12 protein-coding genes and 1 riboswitch are annotated in these 15846 nt (G+C 53.3%); of the genes, 4 read left to right on the top strand and 8 right to left on the bottom strand.

What is annotated here, in order from left to right; genetic code table 11:
* Positions 1 to 337 precede the first annotated feature (337 nt).
* Positions 338 to 1189 carry a glutamate racemase gene (gene murI, locus KQJ18_RS09755; RefSeq protein ID WP_038636091.1) on the bottom strand — a complete coding sequence of 284 codons (852 nt, stop codon included), beginning with the start codon at positions 1187 to 1189 and terminating at the stop codon, positions 338 to 340.
* Positions 1134 to 2972, bottom strand: coding sequence for a TonB-dependent vitamin B12 receptor BtuB (gene btuB / locus KQJ18_RS09760; RefSeq protein ID WP_216421891.1), 1839 nt, complete (start codon positions 2970 to 2972; stop codon positions 1134 to 1136). Before btuB ends, murI begins: the two co-directional genes overlap by 56 nt.
* Positions 2973 to 3036: 64 nt before the next feature.
* Positions 3037 to 3224, bottom strand: a riboswitch (cobalamin riboswitch).
* Positions 3225 to 3339: 115 nt separating this feature from the next.
* Between btuB and trmA the strand changes: the two genes are divergently transcribed.
* Positions 3340 to 4440, top strand: coding sequence for a tRNA (uridine(54)-C5)-methyltransferase TrmA (trmA, locus tag KQJ18_RS09765; RefSeq protein WP_150344487.1), 1101 nt, complete (start codon positions 3340 to 3342; stop codon positions 4438 to 4440).
* A 36-nt stretch (positions 4441 to 4476) separates the two neighbouring features.
* Here trmA and KQJ18_RS09770 read toward each other — a convergent pair whose 3' ends face one another.
* Together KQJ18_RS09770 and fabR are read right to left on the bottom strand one after the other, a co-directional pair.
* Positions 4477 to 4836, bottom strand: coding sequence for a YijD family membrane protein (locus KQJ18_RS09770; protein ID WP_038636082.1), 360 nt, complete (start codon positions 4834 to 4836; stop codon positions 4477 to 4479).
* Positions 4837 to 4851: 15 nt separating this feature from the next.
* Positions 4852 to 5487 (bottom strand): HTH-type transcriptional repressor FabR, encoded by a 636-nt coding sequence (gene fabR, locus KQJ18_RS09775; RefSeq protein WP_003028862.1) that lies wholly within the window; start codon positions 5485 to 5487, stop codon positions 4852 to 4854.
* A gap of 191 nt (positions 5488 to 5678) precedes the next feature.
* Here fabR and sthA point away from each other — a divergent pair, with 191 nt between their 5' ends.
* Complete coding sequence (sthA, locus tag KQJ18_RS09780) at positions 5679 to 7079, top strand: Si-specific NAD(P)(+) transhydrogenase (protein ID WP_032940238.1); 1401 nt, start codon at positions 5679 to 5681, stop codon at positions 7077 to 7079.
* On the opposite strand, the gene oxyR is transcribed toward sthA, so the two are convergent.
* The 4 genes from oxyR to argC all read right to left on the bottom strand — a co-directional run bounded on the left by oxyR (position 7062) and on the right by argC (position 11557).
* Positions 7062 to 7979 carry a DNA-binding transcriptional regulator OxyR gene (gene oxyR, locus KQJ18_RS09785; RefSeq protein WP_038636079.1) on the bottom strand — a complete coding sequence of 306 codons (918 nt, stop codon included), beginning with the start codon at positions 7977 to 7979 and terminating at the stop codon, positions 7062 to 7064. The two genes, sthA and oxyR, sit on opposite strands and share 18 nt — an antisense overlap.
* A 298-nt stretch (positions 7980 to 8277) precedes the next feature.
* The gene (argH, locus tag KQJ18_RS09790) at positions 8278 to 9651 is read right to left on the bottom strand and encodes an argininosuccinate lyase (RefSeq protein ID WP_137350717.1); all 1374 of its coding nucleotides are present in this window, start codon (positions 9649 to 9651) and stop codon (positions 8278 to 8280) included.
* 117 nt (positions 9652 to 9768) lie between these two features.
* Positions 9769 to 10542: an acetylglutamate kinase gene (argB, locus tag KQJ18_RS09795; protein WP_038636072.1), complete on the bottom strand. Its 774-nt coding sequence runs from the start codon at positions 10540 to 10542 to the stop codon at positions 9769 to 9771.
* A 10-nt stretch (positions 10543 to 10552) separates the two neighbouring features.
* Positions 10553 to 11557 carry an N-acetyl-gamma-glutamyl-phosphate reductase gene (gene argC / locus KQJ18_RS09800; RefSeq protein WP_038636069.1) on the bottom strand — a complete coding sequence of 335 codons (1005 nt, stop codon included), beginning with the start codon at positions 11555 to 11557 and terminating at the stop codon, positions 10553 to 10555.
* Between the two features lie 155 nt (positions 11558 to 11712).
* Between argC and argE the strand changes: the two genes are divergently transcribed.
* Together argE and ppc are read left to right on the top strand one after the other, a co-directional pair.
* Positions 11713 to 12864 (top strand): acetylornithine deacetylase, encoded by a 1152-nt coding sequence (gene argE / locus KQJ18_RS09805; RefSeq protein ID WP_038636066.1) that lies wholly within the window; start codon positions 11713 to 11715, stop codon positions 12862 to 12864.
* A gap of 279 nt (positions 12865 to 13143) precedes the next feature.
* Complete coding sequence (gene ppc / locus KQJ18_RS09810) at positions 13144 to 15795, top strand: phosphoenolpyruvate carboxylase (protein ID WP_216421892.1); 2652 nt, start codon at positions 13144 to 13146, stop codon at positions 15793 to 15795.
* Positions 15796 to 15846: the final 51 nt, after the last annotated feature.

Consider the following 15846-nt stretch of genomic DNA (forward strand, 5'->3'; position numbering starts at 1 on the left):
GAATTAAACTTCGTAATGAATTACGTGTTCACTCAGAGACTTGGTATTCATTTTTCGTCTTGCGACGTCAAGAATCCGTATCTTCGAGTGCCCACACAGATTGTCTGATAAATTGTTAAAGAGCAGTGCCGCTTCGCTTTTTCTCAGCGGCGCGGGGTGTGCATATTACGCTATCCCGCTTCAGAGTCAAGCGTTTATTTACGCTTTTCTCCGCTGACCCGGCGGTGTGTAATCCGTTGTTCCGTGTCAGTGGAGGCGCATTATAGGGAGTTATTTCAGGCTGACAAGGGGAAATTCAAAATAATTTTCCGAGTGCGCATTTTTTCATCAAAACCGATTAAACCGCCAGTTTTTCGAGCGTTTTGAAGCCATAACGTTGCAGCACGGGCAATAATTGTTCGGCTTCTGTCGTCATCGCCATACAGAATGCGACATTCTCATCGGTTGATTTCGCGTCGGGCGCTTCATGTTCTAATAACCAGGCCGTGCGACGCGCAATCGCGGCCCCCGAATCCACCAGTCGCGTCCCCTCGGGCAGGACCTGTAAAAGCTCTTCCTGTAATAGAGGAAAATGGGTGCAGCCCAGCACCACCGTGTCGGGTGGTTCCGACATCCGCAGCCACGGACGTAGAATGCGGCGCAACTCCTCCAGAGAGACCGTTTCGCCGTGCAGCTTCGCTTCCGCCAGTTCTACCAGCTCGGCAGACCCCAACATCGCAATCTGACATTCGTTAGCAAACCGCGCAATCAACTCATGGGTATACGACCGCTTCACCGTCGCACGTGTAGCGAGCAGTCCCACAACGCCATTCGCCGTGAGTCGCGCCGCCGGTTTAATAGCAGGAACGACGCCTACAACCGGGAAGGCAAATTTCGCACGTAATGCAGGAAGTGACACAGTGCTTGCGGTATTACACGCGATGACCGCAAGAGAGAGTGGATAGCGCTGCTGGACCGCAGTCACAATCTCAACAACACGCTCGACGATAAATTCCTCGCTCTTCTCACCATAAGGAAAGGCGACGTTATCAAAAGCGTATATATAGTGGAGATCCGGCAGGAGACTGCGGATCTCATTGTAGACCGACAACCCACCGACGCCGGAATCAAACACCAGCACGGTGGGACGTGGATCAGAAGGTGTAGCTGCCAGACAAGGTGTATTCCCGCCCTGCAGTTGCGTAGCCATAAACTGTCTCGTAATCTTTATCGAACAGGTTGGCGATTTTACCACGAACAGTCAGCTGTGAGGTGATTGGATATGCCACTGTCAGATCCCACAGGCTCACTCCCCCCATTTTTACCGGCTGATTGGTGACGAAGTCCGTGTCATAACGCGTTCCCAGATAATGATAGGTCAGGCCCCAGTCAAAATCGTATACCTGCCAGTCAAGCTGGTACTTCACCTGCTGTTTAGAACGACGCGCCAGTGGTTTATCGGTAATCGCATTTCGTGCATCAACGTAATCGTAGCTCAGGGTGTGCGCCAGCGGCCCGGTATCAAAGTTTGCTGTCGCTTCGACACCTTTAATACGTACTTTGCCTTCGTTAAAGTATTTCTCGGTATGTGGGTCGTAATCGATCATGTTATCGATATCGTTGCGATATCCTGACAAACGCCAGTTCACATCCGCCGTCAGCCCTTCAAACGCCCCTTCCCACTGCTTACTCTCTTCAGGATCCAGATTCGAATTGCCGTAATAGCCATGCAACTGCCCGAGATTTGGTGCTTTGTAGGAAGTACCGTAGGAGGCAATAAAGCGATAACCTTCAATAAACTCCCATCCGGCGCTGGTTTGCCATGTACCATGGCGACCAAACTCGGAGTTATCATCACTGCGCGCCGCACCTTCAAAGGTAAAGTCACCCAGTTGCTGCAACCCGGTGAGATAGAGGCCAGTGTTACGCTGGTCGTAACCGTCCGTGACATACGCGGTGCCAGGCTCCGTAGTTTGCTTTTGCCAGTCGACGCCCGCGCCCACATTACCGTGGCCAACCACCATACTGTTCGACCACTGAACATTATATTGCTTCATCTCATCCAGTGTGGCCGAGGAGTCATAGCGGCCATAATCCGGATCATAGTTGTAGTCTTTACTGTGGCTATAGCTGGAAACCAGCTGTGACTGGATAATTTCACCATTGAAGCGCAGTCCGGCATCCCAGCTTTGACTATAGAGTTTTCGGGTATCGACCAGTGGTGAGTTCGGAGAATAGTACGAATCGTAATTCGTGCGGTTATCATAACCGTAGCCACGAACAAACCCGCTCCAGGTGTCAGAGAAGTTGTGTTCCAGCGCGCCATATAGCGTCTTATTTAAGAAGCCGTCTTTGTCGGGTTGAGCCTGAGAGCCAGTACTACCGTAAGCCACGACATCAAAGCCTTTGGTATAGGCATAATCGCCCATCAGCGTGACGCGCGTATTCTCACCTAACTGTTGTTGGGTTGAGACATCGTAATTCTGGTAGCCATTGCTTCCCACGCCAGCGGTCAGTTCCGTCCCCGGCTTTTCGCGCGTCGTAATGATATTCACCACGCCGCCAATCGCATCAGAACCATAAATAGCCGAACGCGGCCCACGAATGTACTCAATACGTTGTACCAACGATACCGGGAACTGGCTAAGATCGGCTGCGCCGCTAACCCCTGCCAGGTTCAGACGCACACCGTCAATCAGCACCAGAACATGGCTGGCGTTGGTGCCGCGAATAGAAATAGACGAATTTTGTCCCATACCACCGTATTGGGCGATATCCACGCCTGGCAAGCGACGAAGCACATCATTCACGGAGGTGGATTGCCAGCGATCGATATCCTGACGCGTAACAACGGTGATAGGAGCAAGTACTGCGCTACGCGGCTGCTGAAAACGGTTGGCAGTGACGACGAGAGTATCTGGGCTAGCATCCTGTGCCCAACCAGAAAATGCCGTGACGGAAAGCGCCGTCCACAGCAACGATTTTTTAATCATTGTAAAGCATCCACAATATAAGAAGGATGCCGCAGGTCCCACCGATAGTACGCGATGATGAAAACCAGATGCGACGTTAGCCGGCAGGTCTTCGGGCTTGGAGGCGACTTAAAGAGACGATGACTTCCCACGGCAAGCCGCAGTGTCTGCACCAGGTGCGCTCATCTCCTACCTTCCTTACCGCTGCGCGTCAGCTCCAGATTCACACTGGATTCCCTTTTAACTCACAGGACCGGAAAACGGATGCTACAGTTTGTTACAACCCACTGTCCAGACTGTGTATCACAATATCGGAAATCATCAATGACTGGACATCTGTTGAGCAATCCCTACAATCCCCGCGTACTTTTATTTTTCAGGACGCATCATGACCCCCGAACATCTTCCGACAGAACAGTACGACGCGCAGTTAGCTGAAAAAGTGGTGCGTCTGCAGAGCTTAATGACACCGTTTTATGCACAGGCTCCGGAAGTGTTTCGCTCACCGGTCAGTCACTACCGTATGCGTGCCGAATTCCGGCTGTGGCATGACGGTGATGACCTGTACCACATCATGTTCGATCAACAGACGAAAAGCCGTATTCGCGTCGACAGTTTCCCGGCGGCCAGCGAGCTTATCAACACGCTGATGACGGCAATGATTGAAGGGGTACGCAACAACCGTGTCCTGCGCCACAAACTGTTCCAGATTGATTACCTCACCACCCTGAGCGATCAAGCGGTCGTCTCGATGCTGTACCATAAAAAGCTGGATGACGAATGGCGTCATGAAGCCGAAGCGCTACGGGACGCGCTGCGTGCGCAAAACCTGAACGTGCATCTGATTGGCCGGGCTACCAAAACCAAAATCGAGCTGGACCAGGACTATATTGACGAACGCTTGCCGGTCGCAGGTAAAGAGATCATCTACCGCCAGGTTGAGAACAGCTTCACCCAGCCCAATGCCGCGATGAATATTCAGATGCTGGAATGGGCGATTGATGTCACCAAAGATTCCCAGGGCGACCTGCTTGAGCTGTACTGCGGTAATGGCAACTTCTCATTAGCGCTGGCGCAAAATTTCAACCGCGTGCTGGCGACTGAAATCGCCAAACCATCCGTGGCGGCTGCCCAGTACAACATTGCGGCTAACCATATTGATAACGTACAAATTATCCGCATGGCGGCAGAAGAGTTTACTCAGGCGATGAATGGGGTTCGCGAGTTCAACCGTTTGCAGGGGATCGATCTGAAGAGCTACCAGTGTGAAACCATTTTCGTTGACCCACCGCGTAGCGGTCTGGACAGCGAAACGGAGAAAATGGTACAGGCGTATCCGCGGATTCTGTACATCTCCTGCAACCCGGAGACGCTGTGTAAGAATCTGGAAACGTTAAGCCAGACGCACAATGTTTCACGTCTGGCTCTGTTCGATCAGTTCCCGTATACGCACCATATGGAGTGTGGCGTGTTACTGACCGCGAAGTAAGTGATGTCCTGGCCGGGCTTGCCCGGCCTACAAATATTATTCCGCAATTTCCTGCTTACGGTTACGCACTTTAACGCCGATCCAGAACACCAGAATCACCGACAGTACCGCCGGGAAGAAGTTAGAACCAATATCCGGATATTCAGCGCGTACCACGGTGCTGTACAACAGAACACCGAGAATAAAACAGGCGGCGGCCAGGCCTGGTAGCCCCACAGGCATGGTGCGGTTCTGATAGCGTTGATGCAGACAATAAACCGTCAGCACCAGCGAAATAATCGGGAATACTGAGAATGGCACAATGGAGCTAAACAGCGCCGCAAATGTGCCATTGATCGATAAGCCAGCAACCAGCGCCAGCAGCAGCGTACCTTTATCTTGACCTGACTGTTTCATTGCTCGTCCTTCTCGTTACTCGGAGTGGTGCGTCATCTTCTCTTGTTCACGGCGGTACCAATAAAATGCGCCTTTCGCAATCATGCGTAGTTGCAATACCAGCCGCTCTTCCAGCTGTCGACGCTGTTCAGCGCCAACATCCAGTGCTTCTGCCCCGGCGCTGAACACAATCGTTACCATGGCTTCGGCCTGCGCTTCAGTAAACGCACGGGGCATATGGTTTTCGAGTTCCAGATAGTCCGCAAGTTCCGCAATGAAGTGCTGAATTTCACGTGCGACCGCTGCACGAAACGCTGCGGAGGTTCCCGAACGCTCGCGCAATAATAAACGGAAGGCGTTGGGATTGTTGCCGATGAATTCCATAAATGTTGAGACCGAGGTACGGATCACACTCCCACCTTTGGCGATACGCTGACGCGCCTGACGCATCAACTGACGCAGCATCAGACCACTTTCGTCCACCATCGTCAGCCCGAGCTCATCCACATCGCGGAAATGGCGATAAAACGAGGTTGGCGCAATGCCCGCTTCACGAGCAACTTCTCGTAAACTGAGACTGGCAAAACTACGCTCAGCACTGAGTTGACTAAATGCAGCCTCTACCAGCGAACGCCGGGTTTTCTCTTTTTGTTGCGCTCTAACGCCCATCACGATGTCTGAATCCTTCCACATACCTTGCTGGCACTATACCAGAGATTAGGCGGTTGGCATGGCTTTGTTAATGATTGTTTACGCGCAGTTTGTGCTTCGACTTCGCAAAAAAGCACAACGATAATTGGGTTATCCCGACAACGATGTTACTATTCTGTTGCTTTTATGTATAAGAACAGGTAAGCCTGACCATGTCACATTCCTACGATTACGATGCAATAGTAATAGGTTCCGGTCCCGGCGGCGAAGGCGCTGCAATGGGTCTGGTTAAACAGGGAGCGCGCGTCGCGGTGATTGAGCGCTATCATAACGTCGGCGGAGGCTGTACCCACTGGGGCACCATCCCGTCGAAAGCACTCCGCCACGCCGTCAGCCGTATTATTGAATTCAATCAGAACCCACTTTACAGCGACCATTCCCGACTTCTCCGTTCTTCCTTCGCCGATATTCTCAACCATGCTGATAACGTGATTAATCAGCAAACGCGCATGCGGCAAGGTTTTTACGAGCGTAATCACTGCGAGATTTTGCAGGGAAATGCCCGTTTTGTTGACGAACACACTATCGCCCTGGAATGCCACGACGGCACGGTGGAAACGCTGACCGCGGATAAGTTCGTGATCGCCTGCGGTTCACGCCCTTATCGCCCTGTTGACGTCGACTTTTCGCATCCCCGCATTTATGACAGCGACTCCATCCTGAGTCTGCACCACGAACCTCGCCACGTTCTGATTTATGGCGCAGGGGTTATTGGCTGTGAATATGCGTCGATCTTCCGTGGAATGGACGTCAAAGTTGATTTAATCAACACCCGCGATCGTCTGCTGGCGTTCCTTGATCAAGAGATGTCCGACTCGCTCTCTTACCACTTCTGGAACAGCGGTGTGGTTATTCGCCACAACGAAGAGTACGAGAAGATTGAAGGTTGCGATGACGGCGTCATCATGCACCTGAAATCCGGTAAAAAACTGAAGGCTGACTGTCTGCTGTACGCCAATGGCCGCACCGGTAATACCGATTCGCTGGCGCTGGAAAATATTGGTCTGAAAACCGACAGCCGTGGGCAGCTCAAAGTGAATAGCATGTACCAGACGGCACTGCCGCACGTGTATGCCGTAGGGGATGTGATCGGCTATCCGAGTCTGGCATCGGCGGCCTACGATCAGGGACGCATTGCCGCCCAGGCACTGGTGAAAGGCGAAGCCACCGCGCATCTGATCGAAGATATCCCAACCGGGATTTATACCATTCCTGAAATCAGCTCCGTTGGTAAAACCGAGCAGCAGCTTACGGCGATGAAAGTCCCATACGAAGTTGGCCGCGCCCAGTTTAAACATCTGGCACGTGCGCAAATCGTGGGCATGAGTGTCGGCACGTTGAAGATTCTGTTCCATCGCGAAACCAAAGAGATTCTGGGGATCCACTGCTTTGGGGAACGCGCGGCTGAAATTATTCACATCGGTCAGGCGATAATGGAGCAAAAAGGTGGTGGTAACACCATCGAGTACTTCGTTAACACCACCTTTAACTACCCAACCATGGCGGAAGCCTATCGGGTAGCGGCGCTAAATGGCTTAAACCGCCTGTTTTAACGCACTGTCGAAATGGCCATCCATTGATCCACGGATGGCCTCTGCCAGCTGTTCATAACGGCTGCGCAGCGGCGAACCTGGACGATACACCAGGCCAATCGTGCGGCGCGGTTCTGGCTTAATGCATGGCAGATAGACAACACCATCACGCTTGCGCTCCGACGGAACAGCCAGCGCAGGCAGTAACGTAATACCGCTACCTGCCGCCACCATATTGCGCAGCGTTTCCAGACTGGTTGCCCGGAAATGGGTATCTTCATCAGCACCTGCTTCAAAGCAGAAGCCCATGGCCTGATCGCGCAGGCAGTGGCCGTCTTCCAGCATCAGCAGTTTTTCACCCGCCAGATCGGACATCGGTACACAGTCACGGTTTGCCCATGGATGATCTTCATAGATCGCCAGCATCATAGGCTCATCAAATAACGGTACTTCGATGAATGCCTCACTCTCTTTCACCAACGCCAGAATCACGCAGTCGAGCTTACCGCTATCCAGTTGCGCCAACAGCTGATGCGTCTGCGCCTCATGCAGATACATTTCCAGTTTTGGGAAGGTCTGGTGCAACATAGGAATAATATGCGGCAGCAGGTATGGCCCCACCGTTGGGATCAAACCAATATGCAGCGGGCCAGACATCGTCTCGCCTTGTTGGCTTGCCATCTCCTTGAGCACTTTGACCTCGCGCAGCACGGTGCGCGCCTGATCCACCAGCAGCAGACCTGCCTGAGTGAACAGCACTTTGCGACTCGTACGCTCCAGCAACATGACGCCCAGCTCATCTTCCAGCTTACGGATCTGCCCGCTCAGCGTTGGCTGGCTCACGTGGCAGGAGTCTGCCGCCCGTCGGAAGTGACGATGTTCGGCAAGCGCCACCAGGTATTCAAGATCACGAATATTCATTATTCATCCTCCATCGCCACGATAGTTCGTAGCGATAGGTAGCATAGCAACGAACGATTATCCCTATCAAGCTTTCTGTTTAATAATGCACCACAGAAACGGAACGGTACCCCTTTAACCCTTGAAGCTACTGTCCGTTTAGAGAGTTTCTCTCATACTCGAAATAACTAAAGCCAACGTGAACTTTTGCGGACCTTGCGTCCGCATTTTTTGTGCATAAAAAAGCCCGGCGAGATGCCAGGCTCTGATCACTGTTTGCCTGATGGCGCTATGCTTATCAGACCTACAAAGACAAAAGTTACGCCAGACGCGCCTTCGCGTAATCAATCGCCTGTGCGACCTGCTGTGGCGACACGCCGCCTTTCGCCGCACGTTTGTCCAGACACGATTGTAGAGAAAGGATCGGGTAAACGTCATCGCCAATGACCGGACTGAACTTCTGTAAGTCGGTCAGCGACAACGATTCCAGCGGTTTGCCCTGACGAATCGCCTCAACCACCGTTTCGCCCACAATGTGGTGCGCTTCGCGGAACGGCACGCCTTTCGCTACCAGATAATCCGCCAGCTCAGTAGCGTTGGCATAACCCTGCTGCGCCGCTTCCTGACAACGCGGACGTTTCACCTGAATGCCATCCAGCACCAGCGCGGCCATATGCAGACAATCCAGCCAGGTGTCGAGCGCATCGAACAGCCCTTCTTTGTCTTCCTGCATATCTTTGTTATACGCCAGCGGTAGGCCTTTTAAGGTCATCATCATCCCGGTCAACGCACCCTGCACGCGACCGCATTTACCACGGATTAATTCCAGCGCATCCGGGTTTTTCTTCTGCGGCATCAGGGATGAACCAGAGGTCACTCGATCGGACAGCTCGACAAAGCCTGCTTCACCGGTATTAAAGAAAATCAGGTCTTCAGCAAAACGCGACAGGTGCACCATGCCGATAGAAGCGTCGGAGAGTAACTCCAGCACGTGGTCACGATCGGAAACGCTGTCCAGACTGTTGCGCGTTGCCGAAGCAAAGCCCAGCCAGCCGGCCAGTTGTTCGCGATCGATTTCATATGCCGTACCCGCCAGCGCGCCGCAGCCCAGAGGACTGACGTCCAGACGCTTAAGCGCATCCTGCAGACGGCTCTCATCACGCGCCAGCATTTCGACATAGGCCAGGCACCAGTGAGCAAACGTCACCGGCTGCGCACGTTGCAGGTGGGTGTAACCCGGCATAACGGCGTCCTGGTTATTCTCCGCCGTCACCACCAGCGCACTTTGCAACTGACGGTTGGCAGAGAGTAATTCAATAACCGTGTCTTTACACCACAGTTTAAGGTCGGTCGCGACCTGATCATTACGGCTACGCCCGGTATGCAGTTTTTTACCAAGCTGGCCGACTTTATCAATCAGCTTACCTTCCACCCAACTGTGAATATCTTCGGCATCGCTTTGCAGGATCTGTTGCGGGTTGGCACGCACCTCTTCCAGCAGCGTGTTCAGCGCCTCTTCCAGTTGCAGCTGTTCATCGGCACTCAGTACGCCGACCGTTACCAACGCTTTGGACCAGGCCACAGAGCCGACAATATCCTGTTCTGCCAGGCGGTAGTCAAAACGCAACGAGTCGTTGAACTGTTTGAACCGCTGATCTGCTGCCTGTGTAAAACGCCCACCCCAAAGTGCCATAACATGCTTCCTTAAATTCTTTTAATTTCAATGCCGGATGGCGCTACGCTTATCCGGCCTACAGGTTCTGTTCACGTAGGCCCGATAAGGCGTAGCCGCCATCGGGCATACAAATACTTAAGCCAGAATACGGGTACCGATCGGCGTGCCGTTAAACAACGCCGGGAGTTGCTCTGCATGACGCCAGGAGGCGATATCCACCGGGCGGCCCAGCGTGCGCGCGGCATCCAGCGCCGCATTGACCTTCACGATCATGCCATCGGTAATAATCCCCTGGTCGATCAACTGCTCCGCTTTCGCGGCGGTCATTTCGGCAATACGCTGACCTTTACCATCCAGAATACCGCTCACGTCTGAGAGCAGGATCAGATCCGCACCCAACGTTGCCGCCAGCGCTGTTGCCGCCTGATCGGCGTTAACGTTCATCAGCAGTCCATCTTCAGTGACGCCAATGGAGCTGACTACCGGCAGAAAACCGCTTGCCAGCAGCGTGTTAATTAGCTTAGGCGAACCCGGTTGCGCGAGTCCAACATGACCCAGCTCTTTATCGAGCGGCGTCACTTTTACGCTGTCGCCATCGCCAAGATATAGGCCCACAGAGGCGATTTGATGTTTTTTCGCCCAGGCCAGTAAGGTTTTATTCGCCGTACCCGCCAGGGCGCCAGTGATAATGTCTATCTGATCGGCAGGAGTAACGCGCAGGCCGTTTTTCTTTTTGACCGGCAGATTCAACTGCTTCATTAGCTCATCAACCACGCAGCCGCCGCCGTGCACAATAATCAGCGGACGCTGATGCGACTCACGATAATTCACCAGTGCGGTAAACAGTCGCTCCAGCGCCTCTTCGCTATCCAGTAAAACGCCGCCCAGCTTGATAATTAATGGATTCATTGTTGCACCCTTAAATAAGAGACTGCGTTTCAGCAAAGCCGAAACGGATATTTGCGCACTGCATCGCCTGTGCCGCCGCGCCTTTTAATAAGTTATCTTCGGTAGCCACCACGATCAGATGCTCTCCCTGCACGGCAAACCCGATGTCACAAAACGGTAAGCCCACCACATTCTTCAGAGCCGGAACGCCTTTGTCGTACAGACGTACGAGTGGTTTATCGCCATAGGCTTGTTGCAGTGTCTGGGCCACCTGCGCATGGGTTACGCCCGCTTTCAGACGGCAGGTGATCGTTTCCAGAATTCCGCGCGGGAAGTTCCCCAGATGCGGAGTGAAGATCACTTCCGCGCCGAGGTGAGTTGCGATTTCCGGCTGATGACGATGGGTAAACACGCCATAGGGCTGCAGGCTCACTTCGCAAAAGCTGTTCGAGATAGCCGCTTTACGGCCTGCCCCGCTGACGCCGCTGGTCGCATTAATCACCGGCCACTGGCTGAGATCCAGCAGTCCGCCGTCAATCAGTGGTTTCAGCGACAACTGCGCCGCCGTCGGATAACAACCCGGTACGGCAACCAGATTCGCTTCTTTCAGTTGCTCTGCGCTCCACTCCGCCAGACCGTACACCGCTTGCTTCAGCAGTTCGGGGTGCTGATGGGTAAAGCCATAATATTTTTCATAGAACGCGCTATCGTTAACACGAAACGCGCCTGAAAGATCAAACACCACACATCCGGCCTGCAGAAACTGCGGGGCCAGGTCATGACTGACCTCATGCGCTGTGGCGAGGAACACAATGTCCACCCCTGCGCTAAACTCGCTGATATCCGACATTGGCTGCAACGGTAAATCGACAATGCCTTTCAACTGCGGATGCAAATCGGAGATGAGTTTTCCTGCATCATTGCTTTGCGCTGAGACGGTCAAAGCGGTTATGTTCATATCAGGATGGCGATTTACATAGGTCACAAGCTCTGCGCCGGCATAGCCGCTGGCGCCCACAATCAGCGTATTCAACATCGGGGCAGCTCACCTTCTTAGATTCTGTTGCCAGGTATAAGCCTTTATCACCTCACCTTACACTTGGTGGGTTTTATTACGCTCAACGTTAATGTATTTTTATTCATAAATACTGCATGAATATTGATACTATCATGACCCGAGGTGTGTCAACAATGAAAAACAATTTACCGCCATTTATCGAGATTTACCGCGCTCTGATTGCCACGCCATCGATTAGCGCCACCGAAGAAGCACTGGATCAAAGCAATGCAGGTTTAATCACTCTGCTGGCGGGCTGGTTCAAAGATTTAGGCTTCAATGTAGAGGTTCAGCCGGTCCCCGATACGCGCAATAAATTCAATATGCTGGCGAGCATTGGACAAGGGGCTGGCGGTCTGTTGTTAGCGGGTCATACCGATACCGTGCCGTTTGACGACGGACGCTGGACGCGCGATCCGTTCACCCTGACAGAGCATGACAATAAGCTCTACGGCCTGGGTACGGCAGATATGAAAGGCTTCTTCGCGTTTATCCTCGACGCGCTGCGCGACGTCGACGTAGCGAAGCTGAAAAAGCCCCTCTACATTTTGGCCACTGCCGACGAAGAGACCAGCATGGCGGGGGCGCGCTACTTTTCTGAAACCACCGCTCTGCGCCCAGACTGCGCGATCATTGGCGAACCCACCTCCCTGCAGCCGGTGCGTGCGCACAAAGGGCATATCTCTAATGCAATTCGCATTTTGGGGCAGTCGGGTCACTCAAGCGATCCAGCGCGTGGCGTCAATGCGATTGAACTCATGCATGATGCTATCGGCCATATCATGACTCTGCGCGATGACCTGAAAGAACGCTATCACCATGACGCTTTTACCGTTCCGTACCCGACGTTAAATTTGGGTCATATCCACGGTGGTGACGCCGCCAACCGAATCTGCGCCTGCTGCGAGCTGCATATGGATATTCGCCCGCTGCCCGGCATGACGCTCAACGATCTTAATGGTTTACTTAACGATGCGCTGGCCCCTGTCAGCGAGCGTTGGCCGGGTCGCCTGACGGTGTCGGAACTGCATCCGCCTATTCCTGGCTATGAGTGTCCGCCAGACCATCAGTTGGTTGAAGTCGTCGAAAAACTGCTGGGAGCGCAAACGGAAGTGGTGAACTACTGCACTGAAGCGCCGTTTATCCAGACGCTTTGCCCGACGCTGGTGTTGGGCCCAGGCTCCATTAATCAGGCACATCAGCCAGATGAATACCTGGAAACACGCTTCATTAAGCCAACTCGCGAATTGATCACCCAGGTTGTGCATCATTTCTGCTGGCATTAATCGTTTATAACCTTGCTCATCCTTCAGCGGCGAGCAAGGTCATTTATTAACATTTTCATAAGCACAGCTTATTTGATCCGATGTGAATTAAATAACGTAAATTCCCGCCATTTTTTCGTTTGCTGAACCGATTTCGCAGCAATTGACGTCACGAGTTTTACGTGGCTTTATAAAAGACGGCAAAAAAATTAAGTCCGAAAAATTTCACGTTGCAGCAGTGTTGACGGCGGCGCGAAAGATACAGGACATTTACAAAAGAGATGGGGTGTCTGGGTAAATATGAACGAACAATATTCCGCGTTGCGTAGTAATGTCAGTATGCTCGGCAAAGTGCTGGGAGAGACCATTAAGGATGCGCTGGGAGAGCACATTCTTGATCGCGTAGAAACAATCCGTAAGCTGTCCAAATCATCCCGCGCTGGCAATGAAGTCAATCGCCAGGAGCTACTTACGACGCTGCAAAACCTGTCTAACGACGAACTGCTGCCGGTTGCCCGTGCGTTTAGCCAGTTCCTGAACCTGGCCAACACCGCCGAGCAATACCACAGCATTTCGCCCAAAGGCGAAGCAGCCAGCAACCCGGAAGTGATTGCTCGCACTCTTCGTAAATTGAAAGACCAGCCCAATCTCGATGAAGCCACCATCAAAAAAGCCGTGGAGTCACTCTCCCTGGAGCTGGTTCTGACTGCCCACCCGACAGAAATCACCCGTCGTACGTTGATCCATAAAATGGGTGAAGTAAACGCCTGTCTCAAACAGCTTGATAACAAAGATCTCGTCGATTATGAACGCCATCAACTGATGCGCCGTCTGCGCCAGTTGATTGCCCAGTCCTGGCATACGGATGAGATCCGCAAGATACGCCCAAGCCCGGTTGATGAAGCCAAATGGGGCTTCGCCGTGGTCGAAAACAGCCTGTGGGAAGGCGTGCCGAACTATCTGCGCGAGCTGAACGAACAGTTAGAAGAGAATCTGGGTTATAAACTGCCCGTTGATTTTGTTCCGGTTCGCTTTACCTCCTGGATGGGCGGCGACCGTGACGGCAACCCGAACGTGACGGCGGATATCACCCGTCACGTGCTATTGCTCAGCCGTTGGAAAGCCACCGACCTGTTCCTGAAAGACATTCAGTTTCTGATCTCTGAACTGTCGATGGTGGATGCCACGCCGGAACTGCTGGCGCTGGTCGGCGAAGAAGGCGCAGCAGAACCATACCGTTATCTGATGAAAACCCTGCGTTCACGTCTGATGGCAACTCAAGCCTGGCTGGAAGCCCGCCTGAAAGGCGAGAAATTACCGAAACCTGCCGGCCTTCTCACCCAAAACGAACAGCTCTGGGATCCGCTGTACGCGTGTTACCAGTCTCTGCAAGCCTGTGGCATGGGCATCATCGCCAATGGCGAACTGCTCGACACCTTGCGCCGCGTGAAATGTTTCGGCGTGCCGCTGGTACGTATTGATATTCGTCAGGAAAGCACCCGCCACACTGAAGCGCTGGGCGAACTGACCCGGTATCTGGGCATTGGCGACTACGAAAACTGGTCAGAAGCGGATAAACAGGCTTTCTTGATCCGCGAACTGAACTCCAAGCGTCCGCTTCTGCCACGTAACTGGGAACCAAGCAATGACACCCGCGAAGTGCTCGACACCTGCCGCGTCATTGCCGAAGCTCCGTATGGCTCCATTGCCGCCTATGTTATCTCGATGGCGAAAACGCCGTCCGATGTATTGGCCGTACATCTGCTGCTGAAAGAAGCCGGGATCGGTTTTGCTATGCCGGTGGCGCCGCTGTTTGAAACACTGGACGACCTCAACAATGCTGATGACGTCATGTCCCAGCTCTTGAATATTGACTGGTACCGCGGCTTTATTCAGGGCAAACAGATGGTCATGATTGGCTACTCTGACTCCGCAAAAGACGCGGGGGTGATGGCGGCCTCCTGGGCGCAATATCAGGCTCAGGACGCGCTGATCAAAACGTGTGAAAAAGCCGGCATCGAGCTGACGCTGTTCCATGGCCGCGGTGGTTCCATTGGCCGCGGCGGCGCGCCTGCGCATGCCGCACTGCTTTCTCAACCGCCAGGCAGCCTGAAAGGTGGCCTGCGCGTGACGGAACAAGGTGAGATGATCCGCTTTAAGTATGGCCTGCCGGAAGTGACCATCAGCAGCCTGTCGCTATATACCGCAGCCATCCTTGAGGCCAACCTGTTACCGCCGCCAGAGCCGAAGGATAACTGGCGCCATATCATGGATGAGCTTTCTGATATCTCGTGTGAGCTCTACCGTGGATATGTACGTGAAAACAAAGACTTCGTCCCTTACTTCCGCTCCGCAACCCCAGAGCAGGAACTGGGTAAATTGCCGCTCGGCTCACGTCCGGCAAAACGCCGCCCGACTGGTGGGGTAGAGTCTCTGCGCGCCATTCCATGGATCTTTGCCTGGACGCAGAACCGCCTGATGCTCCCGGCATGGCTGGGGGCAGGCACCGCGCTGCAAAAAGTGGTGGAAGACGGTAAGCAAAGCGAACTCGAAGCAATGTGCCGCGACTGGCCATTCTTCTCCACACGCCTTGGCATGCTGGAAATGGTTTTCGCTAAAGCAGACCTGTGGCTGGCTGAATACTACGATCAACGTCTGGTCAGAAAAGAGTTGTGGCCGCTCGGCGAAGAACTGCGTCAGCGCCTGGAAGCAGATATCGACGTCGTGCTGGCGATTGCCAATGACTCACATTTGATGGCCGACCTGCCGTGGATTGCCGAGTCCATCCAGTTAAGGAATGTTTATACCGATCCGCTGAACGTTTTACAGGCAGAGCTGTTACACCGCTCGCGCCTGGCGGAAGAGCAAGGCAAGGCGCCGGACCCACGCGTTGAACAAGCGCTGATGGTAACCATCGCAGGTGTTGCTGCCGGTATGCGCAATACAGGCTAACGTCCCCCTCCCGTCGCCTTCGTGCTATTGCGCGAAGGCGACATCAAAAAT

The sequence above is a fragment of the Citrobacter sp. S55_ASV_140 genome (assembly GCF_018919505.1).
GTDB classification, from domain to species: domain Bacteria; phylum Pseudomonadota; class Gammaproteobacteria; order Enterobacterales; family Enterobacteriaceae; genus Citrobacter; species Citrobacter werkmanii.